The organism is Roseomonas sp. USHLN139 (assembly GCF_037145735.1).
In the GTDB taxonomy this organism is placed as follows: domain Bacteria; phylum Pseudomonadota; class Alphaproteobacteria; order Acetobacterales; family Acetobacteraceae; genus Pseudoroseomonas.
This window is the reverse complement of record NZ_JBBCWY010000012.1, coordinates 1-25,953: the sequence shown is the minus strand read 5'-3', so window position 1 is coordinate 25,953 and position 25,953 is coordinate 1. Positions and strand designations below refer to the sequence as shown.

At 66.8% G+C, this 25,953-nt stretch carries 18 protein-coding genes; 11 read left to right on the top strand and 7 right to left on the bottom strand.

Annotated features, from left to right (window positions below):
* Window positions 1-34 precede the first annotated feature (34 nt).
* The 6 genes from WFI16_RS23325 (at window position 35) to WFI16_RS23300 (ending at window position 7,845) form a co-directional block, all read left to right on the top strand.
* On the top strand, window positions 35-2,545 hold the full coding sequence (locus tag WFI16_RS23325; RefSeq protein ID WP_419900258.1) for an ATP-dependent helicase: 2,511 nt from the start codon (window positions 35-37) through the stop codon (window positions 2,543-2,545).
* Window positions 2,527-3,192 (top strand): hypothetical protein, encoded by a 666-nt coding sequence (locus tag WFI16_RS23320; protein WP_419900257.1) that lies wholly within the window; start codon window positions 2,527-2,529, stop codon window positions 3,190-3,192. Before WFI16_RS23325 ends, WFI16_RS23320 begins: the two co-directional genes overlap by 19 nt.
* 500 nt (window positions 3,193-3,692) lie before the next feature.
* On the top strand, window positions 3,693-4,082 hold the full coding sequence (locus WFI16_RS23315) for a hypothetical protein (protein ID WP_419900256.1): 390 nt from the start codon (window positions 3,693-3,695) through the stop codon (window positions 4,080-4,082).
* Between the two features lie 1,607 nt (window positions 4,083-5,689).
* The gene (locus tag WFI16_RS23310) at window positions 5,690-6,433 is read left to right on the top strand and encodes a hypothetical protein (RefSeq protein WP_419900255.1); all 744 of its coding nucleotides are present in this window, start codon (window positions 5,690-5,692) and stop codon (window positions 6,431-6,433) included.
* A 60-nt stretch (window positions 6,434-6,493) separates the two neighbouring features.
* The gene (locus WFI16_RS23305) at window positions 6,494-7,132 is read left to right on the top strand and encodes a hypothetical protein (RefSeq protein WP_419900254.1); all 639 of its coding nucleotides are present in this window, start codon (window positions 6,494-6,496) and stop codon (window positions 7,130-7,132) included.
* Entirely contained in the window at window positions 7,129-7,845 is a 717-nt protein-coding gene (locus WFI16_RS23300) for a PIN domain-containing protein (protein WP_419900253.1), read from the top strand. Before WFI16_RS23305 ends, WFI16_RS23300 begins: the two co-directional genes overlap by 4 nt.
* 2,164 nt (window positions 7,846-10,009) lie before the next feature.
* Here the strand turns inward: WFI16_RS23300 and WFI16_RS23295 are convergent.
* The 6 genes from WFI16_RS23295 to WFI16_RS23270 all read right to left on the bottom strand — a co-directional run bounded on the left by WFI16_RS23295 (window position 10,010) and on the right by WFI16_RS23270 (window position 18,050).
* On the bottom strand, window positions 10,010-10,480 hold the full coding sequence (locus tag WFI16_RS23295; protein ID WP_419900252.1) for a hypothetical protein: 471 nt from the start codon (window positions 10,478-10,480) through the stop codon (window positions 10,010-10,012).
* Between the two features lie 12 nt (window positions 10,481-10,492).
* The gene (locus WFI16_RS23290; protein WP_419900251.1) at window positions 10,493-11,029 is read right to left on the bottom strand and encodes a Panacea domain-containing protein; all 537 of its coding nucleotides are present in this window, start codon (window positions 11,027-11,029) and stop codon (window positions 10,493-10,495) included.
* A gap of 1,101 nt (window positions 11,030-12,130) precedes the next feature.
* On the bottom strand, window positions 12,131-15,226 hold the full coding sequence (locus WFI16_RS23285; protein WP_419900250.1) for an efflux RND transporter permease subunit: 3,096 nt from the start codon (window positions 15,224-15,226) through the stop codon (window positions 12,131-12,133).
* Complete coding sequence (locus tag WFI16_RS23280) at window positions 15,223-16,368, bottom strand: efflux RND transporter periplasmic adaptor subunit (RefSeq protein WP_419900249.1); 1,146 nt, start codon at window positions 16,366-16,368, stop codon at window positions 15,223-15,225. The genes WFI16_RS23285 and WFI16_RS23280 overlap by 4 nt, the downstream gene beginning before the upstream one ends.
* Before the next feature lie 107 nt (window positions 16,369-16,475).
* A complete protein-coding gene (locus WFI16_RS23275) occupies window positions 16,476-16,928 on the bottom strand; it encodes a MarR family winged helix-turn-helix transcriptional regulator (RefSeq protein ID WP_419900248.1) in 453 nt (150 codons plus the stop codon).
* A 225-nt stretch (window positions 16,929-17,153) separates the two neighbouring features.
* Entirely contained in the window at window positions 17,154-18,050 is an 897-nt protein-coding gene (locus tag WFI16_RS23270; protein ID WP_419900247.1) for a LysR family transcriptional regulator, read from the bottom strand.
* A 67-nt stretch (window positions 18,051-18,117) separates the two neighbouring features.
* Here WFI16_RS23270 and WFI16_RS23265 point away from each other — a divergent pair, with 67 nt between their 5' ends.
* Window positions 18,118-19,383 (top strand): MFS transporter, encoded by a 1,266-nt coding sequence (locus WFI16_RS23265; protein WP_419900246.1) that lies wholly within the window; start codon window positions 18,118-18,120, stop codon window positions 19,381-19,383.
* 92 nt (window positions 19,384-19,475) lie between these two features.
* Here the strand turns inward: WFI16_RS23265 and WFI16_RS23260 are convergent, their stop codons facing one another.
* The gene (locus tag WFI16_RS23260; RefSeq protein WP_419900245.1) at window positions 19,476-20,207 is read right to left on the bottom strand and encodes an SDR family oxidoreductase; all 732 of its coding nucleotides are present in this window, start codon (window positions 20,205-20,207) and stop codon (window positions 19,476-19,478) included.
* A 68-nt stretch (window positions 20,208-20,275) separates the two neighbouring features.
* On the opposite strand from WFI16_RS23260, the gene WFI16_RS23255 reads away from it, so the two are divergent.
* From WFI16_RS23255 to WFI16_RS23240, 4 genes are all read left to right on the top strand, one after another.
* Entirely contained in the window at window positions 20,276-21,196 is a 921-nt protein-coding gene (locus tag WFI16_RS23255; RefSeq protein WP_419900244.1) for an AraC family transcriptional regulator, read from the top strand.
* Window positions 21,197-21,902: 706 nt separating this feature from the next.
* On the top strand, window positions 21,903-22,259 hold the full coding sequence (locus WFI16_RS23250; protein WP_419900243.1) for a HigA family addiction module antitoxin: 357 nt from the start codon (window positions 21,903-21,905) through the stop codon (window positions 22,257-22,259).
* Window positions 22,249-23,751 carry an ATPase domain-containing protein gene (locus tag WFI16_RS23245; protein WP_419900242.1) on the top strand — a complete coding sequence of 501 codons (1,503 nt, stop codon included), beginning with the start codon at window positions 22,249-22,251 and terminating at the stop codon, window positions 23,749-23,751. Before WFI16_RS23250 ends, WFI16_RS23245 begins: the two co-directional genes overlap by 11 nt.
* 12 nt (window positions 23,752-23,763) lie before the next feature.
* Window positions 23,764-25,848: an ATP-binding protein gene (locus WFI16_RS23240; RefSeq protein ID WP_419900241.1), complete on the top strand. Its 2,085-nt coding sequence runs from the start codon at window positions 23,764-23,766 to the stop codon at window positions 25,846-25,848.
* Window positions 25,849-25,953 lie beyond the last annotated feature (105 nt).

Genomic DNA, 25,953 nt, shown 5'->3' with positions numbered 1-25,953 from the left:
CAAGCGACGCAGCGGGTGAAGAGGCTGTGTTGACATGCTCTTGCCTCGACACAACGAGCTCGGGCACGAAGCTGTCCACCATCTGACCACCGGCCACGACATGGCATTCGCCGCAGGGCGGACCGGGGGCCCGGCAGTTCGGCTGAACGATTACGGCCCGCGAGAGCGGCGGGAGCTCGAGGCCGAGGTGTTCGCCCGGGAGTTCGCATTGCCCCGGGACGTCGCACGCCGGATGCACCTCGTCGAGAAGATGACAGCGGCGTCCATCGTCACCGCGACCGGGCTCCCCCGCAGCATGGTGGAGAGCCAGCTGCTTGACTCCCTGCTGCTGCCGGACGTGGAGGCGCCCCGTCCCGCCGCCAAGGCTTCGTACGATCTGGATCGCTCCCAGGCGGCCGCGGTGTCGCACACTGGCGGGCCGCTGCTGCTGTCCGCCGGTCCGGGGACGGGGAAGACGCGCACGCTCGTGGAGCGCATCCTCCATCTCGTCCAAGCTGGTGCCGACCCGGCGTCAATCCTTGTCCTGACGTTTTCCGAACGCGCCGCCGCCGAGGCATCGGAAAGGATTTGCGCCGCACTGCCGGAGCACGGTACCCGCGTGTGGGTGGGCACCTTCCACCAGTTCGGCGCCGACATCATCCGCCGCCACGCGGACCGGCTGGGGCTGCCGGATCGGCCCGTCCTGATCGACAGGGCCTCAGCGGTCGACGCGCTGGAAGACCTGCTCGCCACCCTCGACCTCCATCACTACCGCAACCTGTGGTCCCCGGAGAGGCTCCTCAAGGACGTGCCGGGCGCCGTGTCACGCGCCAAGGACGAGGTCGTCGGACCTGCTCGCTATGCCGAGCTGGCGGCCGCCATGCGCGCCGCCGCTGAGGGCGACCCGGAGAAGCTGGCGGCCGCCGAGCGGGCCGAGGAGGTTGCGCGGGTCTACGAGGCCTACCAGGGCAGGCTGCACGCCCTGGGTGGCATCGACTACGGCGACATGATCATGCTGCCGACACTGCTGCTCGAAGACGACCCGACCGTGGCGGCGGGGCTCCGCCAGCGCCATAGCCACGTCCTGGTGGACGAGTACCAGGACGTCAACCGCGCGAGCATCAGGCTCCTGAAGGCGCTCGTCGGCCGGGGCGGGGCCATCTGGGCCGTGGGTGACTCCCGGCAGGCCATCTACCGCTTCCGGGGAGCGTCCTCCGCCAGCATGGCGCGGTTCGACGAGGACTTCGGGCCCCACGTGGCGCTGGAGCTGGAGAGGAACTACCGCTCATCCTCCGAAGTCGTCGACAGCTTCGCCGGGTTCTCGTCGTCCATGGCTGCTTCGTCCGAGAGCCTCCCACTGAACTTGAAGGCCCAGCGAGGCTCTGCAGGGCACCCGCCAAGGCTCAACGTCTGCCCGGACGACGACGCCGAACTCGCGGAAGTGGTGGCTAGCGTCCAGGAGCTGGCACAGCGAGGCGTGGGCTTTGGCCAACAAGCCGTCCTTTGCCGCACGAATGCCCGGGTTGAGAAACTGTCAGCCGCGCTTGAGGAAGCGGGTATCCCCGTGCTGCGCCTCGGCAACGTTCTGGAACGCGAGGAAGTCAGGGATCTCCTGAGCCTCCTCAGCCTCGCCGTCGATCCCACCGGCGCGGGCCTGTCACGCGTCGGTGCGCTGCCGCGGTACGACCTGACCCTGCAGGACGTCCGAATCTTGGCGCTCGCGCTGCGGTCCGCCGACCGGGCCGCGCTGGAGGCTTTGCCAGACCTGGCGGCCCTCCCCGGCCTGTCGACGCAGGGTGCGGCGGGCGTTGCCCGCCTGCGCGACGACCTGGCGGGATTGGGGACGTTCTCCACCCCTTGGGAATTCCTGACCTCTTACATCATGGACCGCACGAGGTGGCTGTCGGATCTGGCCGAGGGCGACGGCATCGACGGCACCATGCGCCGCCTCGCCGTCTGGAACCTCCTGGAGACAGTCCGCAAGCAGGCTCCGGGTGCGGCTCCGCCGCCCATCAGGCATTTCCTGCAGCGCCTCCGGCGGCTCGCGCTGCTTGGGGAGGCGAAGGGCCTGAGTGAGGTGCCGGAAACAGCCAGGCAAATCGACGCGATTCACGTGATGACCGTGCATGGGAGCAAGGGCCTCGAGTTCGAGGCGGTGCACCTGCCCGGTCTCACAGAGAAGGGCTTCCCGATGCCCGCGAAGCGCCAGGCCTGCCCGCCACCAGATGGCCTGGTGGAAGCCGCCGGAACGAGCTCCCCAGCCGAGGATGCCGCCGCTGAGGAGGAATGCCTGTTCTTCGTCGCGCTGTCGCGCGCGAAAACCCACTTGCGGCTGTACCGGAGCACCCAGACAACCGGCAAGCGGCCGCAGTCGCTCAGCCCGTCGCCCTTCCTGGCGAGCATCTTGCCCGCTCCACAGCTGAAGCACTCGCCCCCCGCCCCGCCCCCTGCACTCCTCGCCGAGAGGCTTGTTGCCGTCTCCTGGCGCGATGGCCGTGCAACGCTCCAGGGCATCAACTCGAGCTGTTCCAGCGTTGCCCGCGCCGCATGCTGCATACCGCCATGATTGGCATCGGCGCGGCACGGCAGAACGGGCCCTTCGCGATGACGCACGATTGCGTCCGGCGGCTTCTGAAGCAAATGACGGAGGACGATCCCGGCGATACCGGCCGGGCCGAACTTGAGGCGGCGTTCGAAGCCATCTGGCTGGAGCACGGTCCATGGGAGCACGGCTACGCGGAACACTACCGCGCCCTGGGCTCGAAGCTGCTCGACTCCCTTCATCGGCAGCTCAACGGTCGCACTTCCATGAGCTCCGCGGCCATACCGGTCCACCAGGGCGGTCTCGAGCTGCTCGTACATGCCGAGGATTCATGGTCCGGAGGAGGTGAGCGGGTCCTGCGCCGTATCCGGACCGGCAGCGGCGGCATGGATGACATGAGCGTCGGCCCCGCGCTCCTGCTGCTGGCGGCGCAGGAAGGTGCGGGCACCGGCCGTGCTGAAGTGGTCAGCCTGACCGATGACGCGGTGCACTCCGTTGATCTCAAGCCCACGAAACTGCGGAACAGGGTGAAAACGCTGGGTGAGTTCGGAGAGCAGATCCGCCAGGGGTCCTTTCCCGCTACTGGTAAGGCCGAGGACTGCCCACGATGCCCGCATTGGTTCGCCTGCGGCCGCCTGCCGCGCGGAGACCTGGCGTTGGGGGCGGGGTAAGCACGCGAGGGGTCAGCCCCCATGTTGTCCGAGCAGGCAGCAGATTGGTCCGTGCATCGAAGGTGCACGGCGCCTGAGCAGACATGCGTCGCTGTGCCACCTTTCACCTCGACCAAGCAGGGTGAGCGGGCAAGAAGCGCAGCTGGAAACGGTCAAGCCCACCAATTATGCCTCGTCCGCGAGCGTCTGCCAGGCCTGGTCGCAAAGGGGCGACGTTGAGTTCGACGGGTAGCGGCTCCTGGCCAAGAGCATTGAGGTCAAGGACAGCAACGGCACCACATTCGCGGCTGGCGGCCACGTCGCGAAGAAGATGACCCCTTTTCTGTATATCCCACGTCCCGAAACCTGCTCGATCCAAATATCAGTGCCACCAGGTCGGCAGCGATACCAAGCTAGGATTGCAGCAGGACAGTCTCTGCCGGGCTGAGCTTGAAGTGAGTCCGGCGCAGCATGGCCGTCATCTTGTCCTGCATGTCCCGCATTGCTCCCTGCTTTCCTTGATGATGGAGGCCACCAGTCTCCACCTGACCGCGGAGATTCGTGGTCCAACCGGATTGCCGGGGCGCAATGAACCTGCTTCGGTGCGGCAAACTTTGAGAAGATGGATGCAGCATATGCCCGAGACTGAGACTATCCTCGTGGAGTTCATCGAGGCGACGAAGACGAATATCGACTCACTGCACGAAGCGGTTTGCTCGTTCTCACGCCATCTTGCGGATGCAGCCGGAGACATTGCCTTGGCTGAAGATGTGAGGCAGAAGCTGGCCTTGATGGTCTATCACGCCCTGCTCGGTGACTGCGGCCAGTATCCTGAATACGATCTGACCATACTCCCAGAATGGATGAGGGGCATCATTCAGTCTTACGATCCAAGGGCTCCGGGCACGTAGCCGCTGCCACTTCAACCTCGCGTTCCAGGAGCACGACAAGCAGGGGCTTTCCGTCAGCCTGCGCGGCAATGCAACGCACAACCGACGAAGCGACGATGCAGTGCCCAGGTGCGTGCGGGACAACCATCGGACCTCGAAGCTCCGCGAAGGCTTTCTGAAGTTTGCGCGCTATCCCCGCCCCCACGCCGGGTCCTTGCGTGGGCGGCTCCGGGATCGTGAGTGCTCCCGTCCACCGGGAGCCGACCGCCGAGACGGTCACCACCACGGCCTTCTCGTTGTCGCTCTCAGGATGGGCGCGCACCGACACCGTTGCGGTCCAAGCGCCTCCCGCCTTACCGAGCCAACAGAGCCCTCGATAGGACATGGCCACGGTCCACCCGGCGAGTTCAGCAGCAAGCAGCATCTTCGAGAGGTGATTGGCAGCGACCATGGTTGCCCGGACGGACGCCTTGGTCGAGCCGGTTCCGATTGACACTCGCCTCGCTGGTGTCGGTTGATGGTTCCCCATGAAATCCTCCCGCCGAAAGCTCATTGTTGATCGTGTCGACGGCGGTGGGAGCCCTGCACATTCGGGAAGATGAAGCCCATACTTGGAGCAGCACCACTGCGGTCCACGACGCTGCCCCCTCCCTCTCGGACGGGCATTGTCCCAGCCAACCAGGACAAGAGCCGCAGTTGTCCTGGTCTGACGGGCGGCAGTTGCTTGGGCGAGCTTTGGCCGCCGATCAGCTGCTGCTGCCTAATGCCATGTTCCCTGACCCCGGGATGGGTGTAGCCAGCCTGCATCCAGGCCACCCTGCGTGATTGGAGGCCTGGGCAGCCGCCGCACGAAGGCCTCCGTTCGGCCTTGAGGCGGACAAGTCCTCCAGCGACGATGACAGCATCAGAGTTCCCCTTGGGAGGTTTGGATGCTTCGGCTCGGTTTCGCGTTGGCAGCCTCGGTCGCCTTGAGCGCGGTCACAATGGCTCTGTCCGGCGCTTCGGCGGCGCCTGTCGCAACAATCTCGGCTGGCGAGGCTGGCGGCGTCCACCAGGTGCAGTACTGGGACCAGAGGCCGTATGACGGCGAATGGGAACGGCGCGAGCAATCGCGCGAGTGGCGCCGGGAACGTGACGAGGCCCGCATCGCTGAGGCCGCCCGGCGCGAGGCTTGGCGCATCGAGCAGGAGCGCGAGCAACGCCGGGCTTGGAGGCACCAGAGCGGCTATGGGCCGCGTTACGGTCGCGGGTGGTGACGATAGGGAACAGCCATGGTGGTGGCGGAGCAGCTCTGCGGAACCCTCAATGATCGGTTCCGCCGTGCCTCCGTCGTCGGCCGCTCGCCGATGAAGCGCCAGTTGTTGGCGTAGGACCACCTTGGCTCCAGCGCGGTCCACCTTCAGCGGCGCGCAGACATCCACCGCGGCCGGTGGTAAGCACCAGCCATGACGAAAGCCTCTGATCGCGGGTGCCCCAAGCATTCCGAGGTACCGGCTCCTGTCCTGACGAAGCAGGACTGGAGCGGGCGCCTCATACCAACCCTGAACCGTCGCGCAGAGCGGCCGCCGGTACCCGAGCGCGTGTGGGACTTCGACGACTTCGGCTCCTGGCGCAGCATCGTCTGGGACATGACCGACGACATCCTGAACGATGACGTGCGCGAGGCGTTCCTGAAGTCGCCACCCCGCTTCATCGTCTCCGATGACCTCGGTTGGCTCGACGGCATCGTGCTGGCGGCCACAGACCGGCAGGTGAACACCCAGCACGTGATGATCGAGAAGCTGATGGACAGGTTCGATGCCGTGCGTTGCTGCCACGCCACGAACACCGCGGACGTGGGGACGTACTATGAGCGGGGCATCCTGCCGCTCGATTTGGAGCGGGCCCACCAAGCGGTGCGGGCCATCTATCTTGATGGCTCGTTCCCCGAGCTGAGCCCGGAGTACGTGGAACGGGCAATCGCCGCGGCCGACCCCGAGCAGCGGGTCGGCAAGGCATACTTCGAGGCCAGTGAAAGGCTCCTGGTCCACGAATGTGGCCACTACCTGCTCAACGGCAGCGAGTACATCGCCTACATCGCGAGGAACCTCTCCGGGCCTGGTCGTCGCGACTACCGGCGCATTCTCCGGGATCGGGGAAAGCCGACGATGTTTCTGTGCGACGTGCCCCCAAGGTGGCTGAGCACGACAATCGTCGAGGCAGCTGGCACGGTGCTGGAGAACATGTTCAAGGAGCTCCTCGAAGGGCCGGAGTTCGAGCCAGACTTCTACCGGGGCTTCGCGTTCTCGATCCCGTGGGCGCTTCCACCCGAGCGGATCGTCGGGCATTACCACCTGGCCAACGTGCGCGATCCGAACGCACGAGGCCGGTGACGCGCTGCCGAGATGGCCACCCAGGTGGCCCGCTTGGCCTGACATGCTAGAGGACGCGGGATGAAGGTTTTCCAGGATCTCTCCATCACCGGGCCAGCAACGGCCCTCGATCGCCTTCCTGAATTCTTGGCTGGTGTCGCCGTGCCTCCCTGGTCACGGGACAGGGCCGCCGAGGAGCGTTCCCGCGACATCGGCTCGGGATCGGACTTGCTCGTGTTCGTCCGAGCGGCAGACGGTGGCCTGCCCGCCGCCAACCTCTTCCTGTCACGGGACACAAACGCCTGGACCGTTTCCAACATCGTACCCGTAGAGAACGGCTCCCTGGGCGAGGAGACGTACAACCGCATCCTGCGGGAGTTCGAGCGGCTGTTAGCGCCCGTGGCCGGGGCGAACGACCTTCAAGCCAACGTCTCCCAGGCGGTCGTCGGCGTCGAGGACATGCTTTCGGACAGCGCCGCGAAACTGCTTCGGACCTTTTCTGCTTCCGCGAACATGGCGACCGGGTCGGCACACCCCATGGATTTTCGACGGTGGGCCGCCTTCCTGGTCCAGGTGCACCGGGACGGAACCACGCTGTACGCCTCCGACCTGGGCCGCCTGTTGGTGGAGGAACTCAGATGGCCGGAGGACACCGCCTCAAAGCTCTTGCTTGAGTACGAGTTCGCCCGCGACCTGCTGAAGGCCTACGACGAGGCATGAGCGCCATTGACCTTGCAGGCGCCGTGCTGGCGATGGCTGGCCGCGGCGGCCCTATCCTGATTCCTGATACCTGTTCCCTCCTCGACATCCTGCGGGCGCCCATACGACCGCAGTTCCACAAAAATGACATGGACGCGGTCGCCAGGTTGCTCACCCTCACGGAAGCCGTCGAGTCCGGAGCGACGCTGGTCCTGACCGGCCAAGTGCGCCGGGAACTTGAATCCAACACGCAGCCGGTCATTGACGAGGTCGAGCGCGAGCTCAGGAAGACATCGGAGACGGTGCACTCGATACTCGAACGCATGGCATGGCTCAGTGGCTCGGCCCCGCACCCTTCCGTTAGCTTCCACCAGGTTGGGCACCCGCAGGTTGGACGCGACCTGCTGGACCGGCTTCTGGCCAGAAGCTTGGAGGTAATGGACAGCAACGAAGCCATGGCGGCGGCCGGTGAACGCGTCGCAATGGACGTGGCGCCGTCCCGCAAGGGGAAGCAGTCCTACAAGGACTGCCTCGTCATCGAGACGACCCTTCGGGTCGCCGCCGCCTGCCGCGAGGGCGGGGTGCGCAGGCCCATTGTCTTCCTAACCGCCAACACCAGCGATTACTGCGAGGGAACCAGCTTGCGGCTGCGGCCGCCGCTCGACGGGCAGTTCGCCGCGGCGGGCCTCGAGTTCCAGCCAAGGTGGGCCGCCATTTACCGGCACATCGCATGACCGGCGAGATAGAGGGAGGCACCGAACGCCCAGCATGGCGCTCCGCACCGACCCGGCCAGCGATCGCGCAACGTCTACGTCTGCATCCGCAGAGATTTCTCCGTGGAGCGCGGCTCACATGCCCATCAAGCCGTTCTGGGACAATGGCTGAGCCTTCTACCCCAAGGAGGGATCCACCGACCCAGAAGCGGCTTGGGCTTTAAGGTCGTGCGTGGCATGGAGCCCCCAGTTTTGCTTCGGAGCAGACATGACTGTCAGGACAATTCGTGTCTCGGGTGTAGAGTTCTACTGCGGCCTCTCGTCAAGTGGCCACAGCACACGAACGTTTTCCGATCCACAGGACGCGGAGGCTGAGGAGAAGTGGCTTGACGAGAAATGGCAGCTTTGCGTCGCCCTTTGGGCCGGGTTGCCATCCCTGACCCCGTATGCGGCGCAGGACCGAGCCCTGGCAGCTTTGGAGGATGTGATGGCAGAGGCTCAGAAAGGGCTACGACCGCTTTTGGATCCGGAGTGCCCCAAAAATCTGGAACTCTTCCGTAGTGACGGGCCAGGCCAGGAGCCTCATCTCCTTGTCTTCGAAGGTGATCATGCCGTTGGAGAGTTCCGAGGTGAATCCTATTCCCAGATCCAGGGTGATCTTCGGCGGGTGCCCGGGAACGGCCCGCCGCGGCGCTGACAGTCCCCTTCAACCTCGAGGTGCCCGACCCAGAGCGTCTTACCTCCTGGTTCAGGCCGCCACTCGCCCGGGGGCAGCCCCTCGAAATATGCCGCCACCTTGGGTTCGACCTCGGCCAGGAGATCCAGGACATCGACCTGACCGGACGAAACCATCGCCTGACGGTGCCAGCACAGGATAATGTGGACGCCAAACCACTTGCCATCGTTCGCGAACTTCCGGATGCCACTCGTCGCTTGGTCGATGTTGCCGCGCTCCTGGCTGGATGGCGACCCCGAGTATGGCACGGCGAGTGGCCGCACACCTACTTCCCCCAATGGCTTCGTGCGGTCATCGGCCTCTAAGTCCATTGCCCACCTCCATCGACCTCGCCCGATTATCAGACGGAAACCTCTGAAAGGGAGCCCGTATTGGGTGCCGCTCGGCCGTCGGTACGCTGACGTTGTGGACGGCCTTGGGGTTCCGCAGGGTGATAGGCAACATGGGAGGGGGGAGACCGGAGCATACGTCTGGCCTTTCGTCGGCTTCCAAGTGGCGCCCGGCGCGGCAGGCGGGCTCGTCAACCGGGTGAGGCAGACTTTGGGGTGTCCGACGTGAGGCAAGCCTTCGATACCCAGACGCTGAACTCTGCCCGCTGTGTGTGGGCACGGGTCGACGAGGATGTGGCCTTCCAATTGGCGTCGCTTCCTGGTGGGCCGAAAGGGCAGCCTAGGAAGCTACCTCCTGCGAGTGCCCCGCTGGCCTGGCGAGTTCGACCTCTCCGCGCACTCGGCCGATTGGGCACGTGCTGAAGCATACGTGCGACGCGGATGACCGGCTTCTTGGCGCACCTCCGGCAAGGCTGCGCGATGTCTGGTTGCGATGCGGGCTCATCGACCTCTGCAACCTGCCAGCAAAGGATCACCTGCCACGCTGGGGCGACTTGGAGCCGATGGTGATCCAAGTTGCCCTCAAGCTCGTAGAGAACGGGTTGGAGGCATCAGGGGCAGCGGCCGCTTACCACGTGCACCTGACGAATGAGGAGGTCGATGCGGCCCTGTCACGGCATGCTTCAGCCCGCACGGAAGTCTTCGTCGGTGGGTTAGGCAGTTCTGCGTCAAGGACCGGCCCCCACTCCCGCAACCAGACGAGTGCGTGGTTGCAACTCCATGGCCGATCTCAATGGAAGCCTGCCCGTGCCCCGGGTCGACTATGGGGCTGCACAGAGTAGCTGGAATCCCAACCCGATCCCAAACTGGGGTTGATCCAAGAGCGTCAGCTCAGCCCAGATCCGTCGGGTAGCCCCGGCGCACAAGAACGCGCTGCGCCCGTGATGCTGCCGCAGCCTCAATGGCCACCCACGCATCGGCCATCTCCGACTGGCCCACGGCTGACTGGAGGAGGGTCAAAGCAACAGGCCACCTACAACGCGCAACCTCCGCGCGGGGCGGCTTTACGCAAGACTCGCGGGGCGGCAGATGTCGGGTCAGCGCCCGCAGTTCAGAATCGTCAGTCGGCCGCATCCTGGAGGTCGCCGAGGTCTTCGTCGCCCGCTTGCCCAGATTGTGCACTCGGCGCCGCAGCTGCGGCCTTCCTGGAAAGGATGATGGCCTCCAGCGCAGCGGCGACCATGCGCTTCTCCGCGCGGCTAAGGGCCTCCACGCCGTTCGCGAAGGTCCGCAGCTCCTGAGCCACGTCCAGAGCCACCTCGCCCAGCTTCTCAGCTTTGTAAAGCTCAAGCTGGCGCTGGCTATACCCGGGAAGCATGCTGAAGCTGAACGCTGTGAAACCTGTCTCGGACACCGGAAGACAAGGGACGCGGCCACACGGAAGGGCGAGTGTGTCACCGAAGTTCGGATCCGAGTTCAGGTACATGAAGCGGGCCACCCCTGCATCGTCGGCAATCTTAATGCAGAGGTGATACTTCTTGTATCCAGCAGTCGGCGCAAAAATCCTGACAATATCGCCGAGATCAAACATTCAACCGAGAACTCAGATATGGCGCGAAAGGAATGCCAATTCTTTGGCTCGATCGGCGTTCGGTTTCTCGAACAACTTACCGTAGTCCATCGGAAAGCTGCGTCGCCCCGCGTCCTCACGCCAAGCGTCCTTGTAGGCGGGATGCTCGTGGGTGTGGTCGCGCGTTCCGCCGAACCCGAGGGCCTTCACCTTCATAAGGGCATTGCCGAGGGCCTTCATGTCACTCAGGGAGAGGATGTCCTCATCCACCTCGCGCAGCGGGTTCTCGAATGAGTAGCAGCCCGGACCCAGCTCCGGCGCCCATCTACGCGTCCACGGAAGAGCGCCTCCGGCCTCAGCCACCGCGTCACGCGCCTCCTTCAGGAGGTCGTACGTCTTGCTGGGGACCGGGCCGTCCTTCATGGCGACGTAGTTGTCGAAGGTGATGGGGCGGCCATAGCGGGTCAGGTGCTCGACATCGGCCAGAAACAGTGACTTGACGACATCGTACTGTGTCACCCGGAAATTGGCTTTCCGCGCACGGTTGAGAACGTGGAGCACCGCTTCCACGATCCTAGGCATGCTCGCCTTTAACTCGGTCGCCATAGTCTACCTCTCGCAACGCTATCGATGACGTCGGCCATCACCGGACAGCACGGCGGACCACCTCCGGCTGACACGGTTCCTACATACCATGCCACCCCGCGGCGACCAACGGGATCATGCGGCCGGGTCGCCAGATGGCCATAGTCGACGACCCCGCGCCTCTACCGCCCGACTAGCGCCGCGTCAGGCCACGTCTTTTAGCAGCCAGCGCAAACTGCCCTCCGTGTACCCATCGACGATGGAGGTGAATAGCGTAAGTCCATCGAAATGCTGCTAGGAGCAACCGATACCCACCGTCCAACGTCGCCGCTGGCCATCCGCTTAACCCGGGTTCTAATCTGCAATTGCCGGGGCTTCGCCCTATGGCCTTAGCGCTTTGCGCCTAAGCTCAAGATTGCCCTGTGTCCCCGCCTGAGAACTGGGCGCCTTCAGCACCGGCGAATGGCGCCAGTCGCCCAGCGGGTCGGGACAGCTGCTTGGCAAGCGAACCCGCTGTGGAAGCAAAAAGCCATCCGTGACAAGCATCTGCTGGCCGCCGGTTGCGCGCCTAAGGCGCACTCAAGTATCGTTCGGCCCGCACTGAAGAAGAACTAGCCGCCTTGCGGACTGGGAAGGGCGCAGAGCAGCGTTGTGGGGGGAAGAATGGTTCGGGAACTGCGACTTGGGGGGTCGGTGAATTGCTAGCTCTCGGGATAGCATTGTGTATTGTCAACGGGTTAGCCTTGGGCGAAAGCTAGGTTTTGGCTGGGCTGACAGCTGTCGGCCTTCTCGCATAACCGAGCTTTGAACCCTTTCTTTCTCTGGGGGCGGCAAGAAGAAACCACATAGGACCAGCAAATCTTCGCAGTGCCGTGATATTGTATTCGTAGAGTGCACTGAAATTACCATGCGCGAAATTTTCGTAGGCAGCTCAATGCCAGATTAGTGACAGCAGAGCTACCCGAGGCGATTGCAAACCCGCCCACCCGCCGTGGATGCTACCTCCAGGAGTCAGTCGACCGCGCCTCCCGACCCCTGCCCTGGGATTCTCGGCGAGGCGAGGACGGCGGCGGCGTACGGTGGACCTCACGCTCTTGCTTGGCGGGCAAGCTGCGCAGGGTTCGGCGCCGCCTGCACCTCCGGCCGCACACGGAACCAGATCGCGTAGAGCGCGGGCAGGAAGACCAGGATCAGCACCGTGCCCACCGCCGTGCCGCCGATCAGCGTGTAGGCCATGGAGCCCCAGAAGACGGAATGCGTCAGCGGGATGAAGGCGAGCACCGCCGCGAGCGCGGTGAGGATCACCGGGCGCGAGCGCTGCACCGTCGCCTCGACGATGGCCTGATAGGGCGACAATCCCTCGGCCTCGTTGTCGTGGATCTGGCCGATCAGGATCAGCGTGTTGCGCATCAGGATGCCCGCCAGCCCGATCAGCCCGAGGATGGCGTTGAAGCCGAAGGGCTGGCCGAACAGCAGCAGCACCGGCACGGCGCCCACCAGGCCGAGCGGCGCCGTCAGCATCACCAGCGACGTGGCGGCGAAGGAGCGGACCTGCAGCATGATGACGGCCAGCATGAGCGCGATCATGATGGGGAAGACCGCCGCCAGCGCCGCGTTCGCCTTCGCCGATTCCTCGATATTGGCCGCCGTCTCGATCCGGTAGCCCGGCGGCAGGGAGGCCCGCAGCGGCGCCAGCGCCTCGATGATCTGCCGCGACACGTCGGGCGGCTGCAGCCCCTCCGCGATGTCGCCGCGCACGGTGACGGTCGGCACCCGGTCCCGCCGCCATTGCAGTGGGCTTTCCAGGCGCACCTCCAGCCGGCCGATCTGCTCCAGCGGAATGAGGCCGCCGCCGGGCGAGGTCAGCGTCAGCGCCCCGAGCTGCGCCGGATCGAGGCGCGTCGGCCCGGCGCTGCGGGCGACGACGTCCACGGTGCGGATGTCCTCGCGCATCCGCGTCACCGTGACGCCGGAGAGCAGGAACTGGAGCTGCTGTGCCGCCTCGGCCGGGGACAGGCCGATCAGCCGCAGGCGGTCCTGGTCGAGCACGAAGTGCGCGATGGGGCTGCGGGTGCCCCAATCCTGGTCCACCCGTCGCATATGCGGGTTCTGCCGCATGATCTCCTGCGCCTGCTCGGCGATGCGCAGCACTTCGGCCCCCTCCGGGCCCATGACGCGGAAGGCCACCGGGAAGGGCGAATAGGGGCCGAAGACCAGCTGGGTGACGCGCAGATCCGCCTCCGGCGCCAGGCCCGCGGCGATCCGCGCGCGCAGCCGGTGCTTCAGCGCCTCGCGCGCGCTGGCCGAGGGCGTCAGGATCACGATCTTCGCGAAGGCCGGATTCGGCAGCTCCGGTGACATGGAGAAGAAGAAGCGCGGCGCGCCCTGCCCGAGATAGCTGGTCACGATGCGGGCCTCCGGCTGCTGCCCCAGCCAGGCCTCGACCTTGGCGGCGGCCGCGCCGGTGGCGCCGATGCTGCTGCCCTCGGGCAGGCGGATTTCGACCAGGAGCTCGGGCCGGTCGGATTGCGGGAAGAACTGCTGCTTCAGGGCCCCCATCCCGGCGCCCGCCAGCCCCAGCGACAGGAGGACGAGCCCCGCCACCAGGAATTTGCGCCGCACCGCCCAGGCGATGGCCGCGCGCAGCCTCCGGTAGCCGCGCGTGTCGTAGAGCGCCGCGTGCCCGCCGGGCACCGGCGCGACCTTCGGCAGCATCACCACGCCCAGATAGGGCGTGAAGGTCACGGCCACGATCCAGGAGGCCATCAGGGCGAAGCCGACGATCCAGAAGATGTTGCCCGCATACTCGCCGGCCGCGGACTGGGCAAAGCCCACCGGCATCAGGCCGATCACCGTCACGACGGTGCCGGACAGCATGGGGGCGGCGGTATGGCTCCAGGCGAAGGCCGCGGCGCCGATGCGGTCCATGCCTTCCTCCATCTTCACCACCATGATCTCGATGGCGATGATGGCGTCGTCCACCAGCAGGCCGAGCGAGAGGATCAGCGCACCGAGGGTGATGCGGTCGAACACCCTGCCGGTGCTCATCATGACGACGAAGACGATGGCCAGGGTGAGCGGCACGGCGGCGGCGACGATGATGCCCGCGCGCCAGCCCAGGCTGAGGAAGCTGACCAGCAGCACCACGCCGAGCGCCATGACGAACTTCACCATGAACTCGCCGACGGCACCGTCGATATTGACGGCCTGGTCGCTGATCTTGCTGAGCGACAGGCCGAGCGGCAGGCCCTCCTGGATGGCGGCCACCTCCCGTTCCAGCGCCGCGCCGAGCGCCAGCCCGTTCCACCCCTCCTGCATGACCACGCCGAGCGCCATGGCGGGCTCGCCGTCATGGCGGATCAGGAAGGTTGCGGGATCCTCATAGCCGCGGCGAAGCTCGGCGACGTCGGACAGGCGCAGGTTGCGGCCGCCGACCACGATCGGCGTGGCGGCAACCGATTCGACGCTGTCATAGGCGCCGTCCAACCGGATTGGCACCTGAGGGCCCCGGGTCTCGATCGAACCGGCCGGAGCGACCAGGTTCTGCCGCTCCAGCGCGGCAAAGATGTCCTGCGCGGCGATGCCGAGCGCGGCCAGGCGCGGGTAGGAGAATTCGACGAAGATCCGCTCCGGCCGCTCCCCCAGGATGTCCACCTTCTTCACGCCGGGCACGTGCAGCAGCCGCTGGCGGATGGCCTCCGCCTGCCGCGTCAGCAGGCGCGGCGGCAGGCCGGGCGCCTTCAGCGCGTAAAGGCCGAAGGTGGTGTCCGAATACTCGTCGTTGACAAAGGGGCCGACGGCGCCGGGGGGCAGGCGGCGTGCCTCGTCGCCGAGCTTCTTGCGGGCCTGGTAGAACTGCTCCTGCACCGCCGCGGGCGGCGTGTTGTCGCGCAGCGTCAGCGTCATGAAGACCAGCCCGGGCCGCGTCATGGTCTCGACCCGGTCATACCAGCGCAGCTCCTGGAGGCGCTTCTCCAGCGGCTCGGCAACCAGGTCCTGCATCTGCTGCGCCGTGGCGCCGGGCCAGGCCGCCTGCACCGTCAGCACCTTGATGGTGAAGGCAGGGTCTTCCGCGCGGCCGAGCTTGAAGAAGGCGAAGGCCCCGGCAAAGGCGATCATCAGGATCAGGAACAGTGTCACCGACCGCTCGCGTACCGCGAGCGCCGACAGGTTCAGGCTCATCGCGCGGCCTCCCTGCCGTCCACCCGCACCGCCTGGCCCTCGCGCAGCAGCTGGGCGCCCAGCGCCGCGACCCGCTCGCCCGGCACCACGCCGTCGACGACCGCCTCTTCGGCGCCCAGCCGCCGCAGCTGCACCGGGCGGAAGCGCACGCTCTGGCCGGAAGCGTCCAACACCCAGACGCCGGTGGCCCGCCCGTCATCGCGAATGGCGCCCAAAGGCACGGTCGTGCCGCCGCCTGCCGTGGTGGAGGTGAGGCGCAGCGTCACCGTGCTGCCGAGCGGCGCCTGTGCCGCCGCGCCCTCCAGCACGAAACGCGCCTCATAGGTGCGGCTGGCCGGATCGGCGGCATCGGAAAGCTGGCGGAGGCGGGCGGGCGAGGCGGTGGTCGCAGCGGTGTCGGACACAGCATAGACAACGGCCTCTGCCGGCGTGCCGAGAGCGGGGCGGAGACCTTCCGGCAGGTTCACGACGGCTTCGCGCGGACCGGCCTGCGCCAGGCGGAGCACCGGCTGACCGGCGGCCACCACGGCGCCCGGCTCGGCCAGCACCTGGGTCACGACCCCCTCGGCATCGGCCCGCAGCGTGGCATAGGTGGCCTCATTGGCCGCGACCTCCGCCTCCGCCTCGGCCGCGGCCAGGGCCGCGCGGGCGGTGTCCCGGGCGGCGCGGGCGGCCTCGTATCGCTGGCGCGAGGCCCAGCCCTGGGCCAGCAACTGGCGGTACCGCCCTTCCTCGGCTTCGGCCTGCACGAGCGTCGCACGCGCGCTGAGGACGGCGTTGCGCCGGGCTAGCAGCGCGAGGGCCAGGTCCTTTTCGTCGAGTCGTGCCAGGATGTCCCCATGCCGGACGGCCTGGCCGACATCAACCAGGCGGGCCGTGACCTTGCCGCCGACGCGGAAGGCCAGGTCGCTCTGCACCCTCGCACCGAGAAGGCCGGTGAAGGACCGCTCGGCCAGCCCCGACCGTTGGGCGACAGCCACCATGATCAGGGGCGGCGCCTGCCGCGGGTCCTGGCCCGCCTGGCTGGGCTCCTGGGCCCCTGCAGGGTCGCCGGAGCGATCGGTCACGGCAAGCACGCCCGCCGCCACGGCCGTCGCGGCGGCGACGAAGCCAAGGGTGGCCCAGACAAGGTTCCGTCTCATAGGCTGTCTTCCTGGAAGCGGTCCGCGAGGCGCGGAGGAGCCATCGCTCCAACATTAAGATGTATATGCACTTATCTTGGTGCGGGTGTCTTCTTCGAGATGGCTGGTCATGACCTGGCCAGGCTTTCCAGGCCCTGCCACATCGCTGGGAAGGCCGCTGCCGGAACGGCCGCCTTCACCGCGTCATTGGTCCGGCGCCAGGCATCGAGCGCCTGGAGCAGCAGGTCACGCCCCCGCGGCGTCAGGGAGACACGCTTGACGCGGCCATCCTGCGGGTCCTGCGCCATCGACAACAGTTCCCGACGCTGCAGCACGGCCAGGTTCCTTGTCATCGTCGTGCGATCCATGCCCAGGAAGGTCGCCAGCTCGTTCACGCTCGCTGCCTCGGACGCCTCGATGGCGGCCAACAGGCTGAACTGCCAGTTGGTCAGGTCGAGATGGCGGAAGGCATCGTCGTAACGCCGCCCCACGGCACGGCTGGCGCGCTGCACGCGCAGGCAGACGCAGGACGCCTCCACCGCACGGAGAAGCAGAGGGTCGAGGGAGGGCGTGTCTTCCATCCCGGCATTTTAGTGCATATGCACTTTTCTGCAAGGCGGATGTGGGTTGGTTGGTGGCCTGCATGAGATGCCCCTCCTTCCCGGGCTTTCATGACGCAGGCTGATGTACCGAAGGAGACCCCCTGAGGCAGATGGGACGGATCGCGCGTTCCAGGTGGTGTTGTCACACTCGATGCGAGAGCTTCCCGCTGCGCGAAGCCAGGTCTTAGCCCCTGACACCACCCTCTAGTCGATGCGGAGCTCGGCGGTCAGCAGGTTCAGAAGCGCGTCGACCTTGGGGCTGAGCTGACGGCTCCTGGGCCACACCAGGTGAAGCGGCAATCCCTCGATGGCGAATTCGGGCAGCACCTCGACCAATTCGCCGCGGGCCAGCTCGTGCTGGATGAGCCAGGTGGCGAGCTGGGCAATACCGAACCCCGCCTTCACAGCCTCCACCTGCGCTTCCGCGCTCCCCAGTACGAGGCGGCCGCTGGCCGCCCTGTCCTCAGGCGCGTCGAGGCGCCATCCCGACGCGGTGCCGTCCGAGCGGCCATAGAGAATGCGGTCCAGCGCCAGCAGTTCGTCGCGATTGCCTGGGTGGCCTCGCCGCGCGAGATAGGCGGGCGCGGCGCAGAAGATCCGGCGCTCGGTGCCGAGGTGGCGCTGGGCCAGACCGTCACCGCGACCCTGTGCCAGTCCAATGCGGACGGCGACGTCGATCCCTTCCTCGATGATGTCCACATAGCGGTCGGTGAAGGTGACGTGCGGCCGCAGTCCCGGATACTGCTCGGCGAGGCGGAGCAGCAGGGGCATGACCCGCAGGCGACCGAAGGCAATGGGGAGGTCGACCTTGAGGCGCCCGACCGGTTCCGAACCATGCGACGCCAGCACCGCTTCCGCCTCGGCGAGGTCCGACAGCACCCGGCTGCAGGTGGCGTAGAAGGCCGCCCCCTCGCTGGTCAGGGCCAGCCTGCGCGTCGTGCGCTCGAACAGGCGGCTGTCGAGCCGCGCCTCCAGCCGCCCGACGCTCTTGCTGACAGCCGAGGTGGTCAGGTTCAGGCGTTCCGCCGCGGCGGTGAAGCTGCCGAGGTCGGCCGCGGCCACGAAGGCTTCGATGCCCTTCAGGCGTTCCGAGGGCAGCATCCAAACCCCTCCCCATTGTGGACTGGAATTCCATAATCATGGGAATTAATGCCGCAGGCAGGCAAGAATGGTCAACGCTAGAACAGTGCCAACCGTTCTGGAGAATATCGTGTCGTCGGCTACCCCTGCGCCCAACTCCGCCGCGGAGGGCACCTGCTCCGCGGCCAGTTCGCTCGCCGTCCTGCTCCTTGCGGTCTCGGCCTTCATCATTGTCACCACCGAATTCGTCATCGTCGGCATGCTGCCCAGCCTGGCGCGCGACCTCGGCGTCCCGGTTGCGACCGCCGGGTGGCTGGTCACGCTGTTCGCCTTCACCGTCATGCTGTTCGGCCCGCTGCTGACCGGCCTGCTGTCCCATCATGATCGCAAGCGGCTGTTCGTTGTCCTGCTGCTGGTATTCGCCGCCTCCAACGCGCTGGCGGCGCTCGCGCCGAACATCTGGGTGCTGGCGCTCGGACGCTTCCTGCCAGCCCTGGCGCTCCCGGTCTTCTGGGGCACCGCGAGCGAGACCGCGGCGGAAATCGCCGGTCCCGAGCGTGCCGGGAAGGCCGTGTCCCAGGTCTATCTCGGCATCTCGGGCGCCATGGTGTTCGGCATCCCGCTCGGCACGCTGGCCGGCGACGCCTTCGGCTGGCGCGGCACCTTCTGGGGCCTGGCCGTGCTGTCGCTGCTGATGGCGGTGCTGCTGGTCAAGGTGATGCCGACGCTGGCACGGCCGCAGCGCGTGCAGCTGTCGCACCAGATGCGCATCCTCAAGGACCCGGTGTTCCTGGCCAACATCGCGCTGTCGGTGGTGGTGTTCACCGCAATGTTCACCGCCTACACCTACCTTGCGGATCTGCTGGAGCAGGTGGCGCGGGTGCCTCCGGCCGCCGTGGGCTGGTGGCTGATGGGCTTCGGCGCGGTCGGCCTGGTCGGCAACTGGCTCGGCGGCCTCCTGGTGGACCGGAACCCGCTGCAGGCGACGCTGGGCGGCGCCCTGGTGCTCGCAGTCGGCATGGCGGCGACGGCACCCCTGGCGGGCCACCAGGCCGGGCTGGTCGTCGCCCTGGCCATCTGGGGCATTGCCAACACCGCGCTCTACCCGATCTGCCAGGTGCGTGTGATGCGTTCGGCATCGCATGCCCAGGCCTTGGCCGGGACGCTGAACGTCTCCATGGCCAATGCAGGCATCGGTCTCGGCGCCCTGATCGGCGGTGGCGCCATCAATCGCCTGGGCGTGGGCAGCGTCGGCACCATCGCCGCCGCCATCGCCGTCGTGGCGGTGCTGATGGTCCCCCTCATCGCAGGCATGAGCCGCCGATCGGCGGCCCGGTCTGCCCAGCGCCCCTGACGGCAGCGCCGCCGCCAGGTGCCCAGGCAACGAGAGCAGACCTTCGCAGGCCGAGCTGACTCTGCTTTGACCACTCCCGCGGCCGGGACTGCTCAGTCCTGGGCTGTAGGACGGATCACGATGCTGCCCACCTCGACCTCTGGCGGCTGCTCGATCGCAAAGGCAATGCCACGCGCGATGGCATCCGGCGACATGGCGATGGCGGCCAGCCTGTCCTGGATGGCCGCTTTCGCCGCTTCATCCGTCATGGAGTCCGCGAAGTCTGTTGCCACCATGCCGGGCGAAACTTCCGTGACCCGCAGCTGGGGGCCCGCCTCCTGCCGCAGTGCTTCGGTGATGGTGCGGACGGCATTCTTGGTCGCGGCATAGACGCCCATTGTCGGGACGATCTTCAGCCCCGCTGTCGACACGACATTGACGAGATGGCCGCTGCCCTGCCGCCGGAACACCGGGAGAGCGGCGGCAATGCCGTGCAGCACGCCCCGGATGTTGATGTCGATCATCGCATCCCAGTCCTCGACCTTCAGCGCATCGAAGCGGGAGATGGGACCGATGCCCGCATTGTTGACGAGGACGTCGAGGCGGCCAAAGCGGTCGCAGGCCAGGGCAACCAGGGCCTCCAGCGCCGCAGGCCGTGTGACATCCGCCCGGCGGAAGATCGCCAGGCCACCCGCGCTCTCGATCTCAGCGGCCACGGCGGCGAGTTGCGCCTCGCGGCGCCCGCCCAGCACGAGCCTGCAGCCGCGTGCCGCCAGCAGCATTGCCGTGGCGCGGCCGATGCCGCTGCCTGCGCCCGTGATAACGACGACCTTCTCCAGCTCCATGGCCAGCTCCTTCATGCAACGGCAGGAAGCTATGCATCCACTGCCGGACGATCTATGCTCGGGTCGCCATGGTATTGTCGTCATCGTCCAGAAGTGCCGGTGATCCCCTGTCCGACGTGCTGGCCGTGCTCGGCGCGCGCAGCGTTCGCCGCACCCGTCTGGAGGCGGCGGGAGAATGGGCGCTCCGCTTTCCAGCCCGGCCACGGCTGAAGTTCGTCGCGGTGCAACGGGGCGCCTGCTGGATCCTGGTGGCAGGGCGGCCTCCCCTGGCGCTCGGCGCCGGTGACACGCTCCTGCTCGGCGACACGGCCTACACGATCGCGAGCCATCCGGCGGTCGTGGCGGTGGATGGCCTCCCTCTGTTCGGCACGACCGGGCAGGACATCGTCCGCCTGGGCGGAGACGAGACCGTCACGGTCGGTGGCGGCATCGCCTTCGCGGATCAGGAGGCGGCTTTCGTGCTGGATGCGCTGCCGCGCTTCATGCACATCCCCCGGCAGGCACCCGCCGCTGCCGCCGTCCTGCGAACCCTCAGCCTGCTGGAGGCCGAGGCGGAGCAGCCTGGGCCGGGTGGCGCGCTCATCATGGCACGGCTGGCCGAGATCCTGCTGGTGGAGGCGATCCGCGCCTATCTTGCCGAGCATGGCGAGGAAAGCCGCGGCTGGATCGGCGCCCTGACGGACCGGCGGACGGGCGAGGCGCTGCGCCTGATGCACGGTGACATTGCCCATGCCTGGACCGTCGGGGCGCTGGCAGCCCGGGTCGGCATGTCGCGTTCGGCTTTTGCCTCGCTGTTCACCGGCCGGGTTGGCCGCCCGCCGCTGGACTACCTGACCTACTGGCGCATGACGCTGGCGCGGCGCCTGCTGGAGCAGGGCGGCATGGACGTGGGTACCGTCGCAACCCGCGTCGGCTACGCATCCCAGAGCGCCTTTGGTCATGCCTACAAGCGCATGATGGGTCATTCGCCGCGACGCGGCGCGCAGTAGGTCCAAAGCCAGGGGACCACCCTTCTCTCGCTCAATGAGGATGGTTGCCGCGACGAGCAGGGCTTCCCCCACGCTCTGCAGGGTGGAATCTTGCACTTTCCTGCTTCTGACAGGACGTTCCTCAGCCAGGCGCCAACTGACCATCTGAGGTGCCACCTTGAAGCCAGTCTTTTTGCTGTCCTGGAGAACGTAGCCCGCCGCATCGGTGCTGAAGACCGACTCAGCCAGGAGAATCGATCCCCGCTTCGGTCCTCTTGGAGGCTTGGGGGCGGCACGCTGCTTGTGCATCTCAGGCCAATAGGCCTTCGAGCGGGCCTCGCGGTATTCCAGCTCCGGAGCAAACGCAGGCTCGAGACGCCGGATCGCATCCAGCGTCAGCTTCTTGGTTCCCCGGAACATCCAACCCAGATGATGGCGATCACCGAGGCGATCCGCGGAGGGTTGACGCGGCTTCGTCCGGGCGCTGCGCTTGCTGCAGGCAACCTCGTCGGGATGCCCGGCTTACAATGGGCTCACGGCACCGCTCGAGGTCAGCTGGCATGCCGAGGCGCAGCAGCGGGGCTTCGGGAAAGTAATGGCCAGCTGAGAATGGAAGAGCGCCTTCTAAACGCGAGCTCGGCGAGGCAGACATGGCGCGTCAACAGGGCGTCACAGTAGCGCTCCGGCCATTGCACTCCGTCAAGCGACGCTTTACACATGCAGTTCTATGGTACACCCCTCCTCCATCCCGGATGTACCAACCTGTCCGGACCATCCGGGCGTGCTGCTGCGCGAGCAGATCCTGCCCTTCCTTGGACTTACCGTCAGCCAGGCCGCATCCGACCTTGTGACGACCCGGCAGAACCTGCATCGCATCCTCGCCGGGCAGAGTGCCATCAGCCCCGAGATGGCGGTGCGGCTGGAGCGGTTCTGTGGTGTTCCTGCCGCCTTCTGGCTCGACCGCCAGCAAACCTATGATCTGGCGAAAGCCTGGCGAGTGCTCTCAGGCTCGCTGCCCGGAATGGCGCATCATTCCCTTCCTGACGCAGTCTTGGTCCAGATAGGAGCGACCGATGGTCGATGACAGCAACCTCCTGGCCAAAGCTCGTACCGGCGTCACCGGTCTCGACGACGTTCTGGTCGGGGGCCTCGCACCGGGCCATCTGTTCCTGCTGGAAGGCAACCCTGGTACGGGCAAGACCACAGTCGCCCTCAGCTTCCTGCTCGAGGGTGCGCGACTGGGCGAGCAGGGCCTCTACATCACCCTCTCCGAGACCGACCGGGAATTGCGGGAGGGCGCCCGGTCGCATGGCTGGACCCTGCCGGACAACATCGAAGTTTTCGAGTTGGTGCCGCCCGAGAGCCTGCTGGATTCCACCCAGCAGCAGAGCCTGCTGTATTCGTCCGATCTTGAGCTTGGTGAGGCGACCAAGCAGATCTTTGAGACCTTTGAGCGGGTGAAGCCGACCCGCGTGGTGCTGGACAGCCTGTCCGAGATCCGCCTGCTGGCGCAGAGTTCGCTGCGGTACCGGCGGCAGATCCTGGCGTTGAAGCACTACTTTGCTCGCGTCGGCGCTACGGTGCTGCTGCTTGACGACCTGACGTCGGACACGCTCGACAAGACCGTGCACAGTGTTGTGCACGGCGTCATCCGTCTGGAGGAACTGGCGCCGGAATATGGCGCCGAGCGGCGCAGGCTGCGCGTGTTGAAGTACCGTGGCCAGTCCTTCCGGGGCGGCTTCCATGATTTCTCCATCAAGCATGGCGGGGTGCAGGTCTTCCCCAGGCTCGTCGCCTCCGAGCACCGGTCCGGCTTTGAGCGCCGCGCCATGACCAGTGACATCGCCGAACTGGACGCGCTGCTCGGCGGCGGCATCGAGCAGGGGTCGAGCGCCCTGGTGCTGGGTCCGGCCGGCACGGGCAAGAGCACCTTCGCCCTGCAATTCGTGGCCGCCGCGGTGAAGCGCGGCGAGAAGGCCGCGATCTTCGTGTTCGACGAGGAGCTCGGCCTGCTGTTCAACCGCACCCGCATCATGGGCTTCGACCTCGAGGCGATGCGGGACAGCGGCATGCTGCACATCGAGCAGGTGGATGCGGCCGAACTGTCCCCCGGCGAATTCGCGCACCGGGTGCGGGAGCGGGTGGATTTCGCCCAGGCCAAGACGGTCGTGATCGACAGCCTGAACGGCTACCAGGCCGCCATGCCGGACGAGAAGGCGCTGGTCCTGCATGTCCATGAGCTGCTGCAATACCTGAACCGCCAGGGTGCGACCACCTTCCTGACCATTGCGCAGCATGGGCTGGTCGGCGACATGCAGTCGCCGGTCGACATCACCTACCTGGCGGACACGGTGATCCTGCTCCGCTACTTCGAGGCGCTGGGCAAGGTCCGGCGCGCCGTGTCCGTCATCAAGAAGCGCACCGGCACGCATGAGGACACCATCCGGGAATACCGCATCGGACAACATGGGCTCAGCCTGGGTGCGTCGCTGAACCAGTTCCAGGGCATCCTCCGCGGCGTGCCGACCTTCGTTGGCGATGCGGCGCCCCTGCTCACCGCGCCCGCCGCTCCGTAGAGGCGCCTCGCCGTGCATCAGTTGCCGCAGGTATTGATCCACACGCCGCATGGCCGCGATGCCTCCCTCGCCGCAGCCTTGCTGCGGGAGGCGGGCGCCACCAGCCGGGTCTGCCCCGACCTGGCGAGCCTGGAGCAGGCCCTGGACGAGGATGCCCATTTCGTCCTGGTGACCGAGGAAGCGCTGCGAGGCGCCGACCTCGGCGGCATTGCGGCAAGGGTTGCGGCGCAGCCCAGCTGGTCTGACCTGCCCTTCATTGTCCTGACCCGCGGCGGCGGCGGCCCGGAACGCAACCCGGCCGCGGCGCAGCTGTCGGAGGTGCTGGGCAACGTCACCTTCCTGGAGCGTCCCTTTCATCCGACAACCCTCGTCAGCATTGCCCGCTCGGCCCTGAAAGGCCGCAGCCGCCAGTTCGAAGCGCGCGCCCGCATCGAGGAACTGCGCGAAAGCAAGGAACGCCTGCAGACAGCCTTGCTGGCCGGACGCCTGGGCTCTTGGGAATTCGATATCGAGGCTGGTGTCCTGACCAGTTCAGCCACCTGTAGGGCCGTTTTCGGCCGCGGGCCGGACATGCCGTTCACCTACAGCGACCTGCTGGCCAGCATCCACCCGCTGGACCGGGACCGGATGCAGGCCGCCGTGCGCGCCAGCATCACGGACGGCATCGACTATGCCATCGAGTACCGGACGCTCTGGCCGGATGGCACTACCCACTGGGCCGAGATCCGCGCGCGCGTTGTCTCCGATCGCCACGGCGCCAGGCCGCGCCTTATCGGCGTGTCATCGGACATCACGGACCGCAAGACGGCTGAAGATCGGCTCCGCCAGCTCAACGAGACGCTGGAGGACCGTGTGGCTCTCCGTACCGCGGAGCTGAGACGGGCGCACGACGCGACCCTGGTCGAGGTCGCGGAGCGCGAGCGGATGGAGGATCTGCTCCGCCAGTCACAGAAGATGGAAGCAGTCGGGCAGCTCACCGGCGGGCTGGCGCACGACTTCAACAACCTGCTGGCAGGAATCGCTGGCAGCCTGGAGTTGCTGCAGGCCCGTGTGCGGCAGGGCCGGACCGCCGAGCTGGATCGGTTCATCAGCATGGCCCAGGAGTCCGCCAGCCGGGCGGCGGCGCTGACCCACCGGCTGCTGGCCTTCTCGCGCCGGCAGACCCTGGACCCCCGGCCCACCGATGTCGCGCGCCTGGCCGCCGGGCTGGGCGACCTGGTCACCCGCACGGTGGGGCCTTCCATCAAGATCGAGATGACGAGTGCGCCGAACCTGTGGCCGACGTTGGTCGACGCGAACCAGCTTGAGAATGCGCTGCTGAACCTCTGCATCAACGCGCGTGATGCCATGCCGGATGGCGGGCGCATTCGGATCGAGGTGGAGAATGTCACCTTGGACCCTCGGCAGGCCGAGCCGCGTGGTCTGTCGCCGGGCGAATATGTGTCCCTCGGCGTGACCGATACGGGGACAGGAATGTCGCCGGACATCGTGGAACGCGCCTTTGATCCCTTCTTCACGACCAAGCCGATCGGCCAGGGCACTGGGCTGGGACTCTCGATGATCTATGGCTTCGCCCAGCAGTCCGGTGGTCAGGTCAGGATCCACTCGGAGGTCGGACACGGTACGACGGTCAGGCTTTACCTTCCGCGCCACCTGACCGGTGCCGCTGCCCCGGAGGAGGTTCTGCCCGACACCGGCCTGCCAACCCGGGCGGAGCCGGGCGAAACCGTTCTGGTGGTCGACGACGAGCCGAGCGTTCGCATGCTGGTCGTCGAGGTGCTGCGGGATCTCGGCTACGCCGCTGTCGAAGCCGAGGACGGCCGGTCCGGCCTGGAGATCCTCCGCTCGGCAGCACGCGTCGACCTCCTGGTCAGCGATGTCGGCCTTCCTGGAGGCATGAACGGCAGGCAACTCGCCGATGCCGGGCGCACCCTGAGGCCTGGCCTGAAGGTGCTGTTCATCACCGGTTACGCGGAGAGCGCCGTCATGGGAGCGCATCCCACTTCCGGCATGTCCGTCCTGACCAAACCGTTTGCGCTGGAAGGCCTCGCCGCCAAAATCAGGGCGCTGATCGCGGATGACCCGCTGCCAAGCTAGAGCATGATCCGACCTGTTTGACTCGGACGGGGATTCCCGGGCGGCTGGAAATCTGATTCACCCTGTTGGCCGGGAGGAGGCCGGTGGTGATGAGCAGAGCGCTGT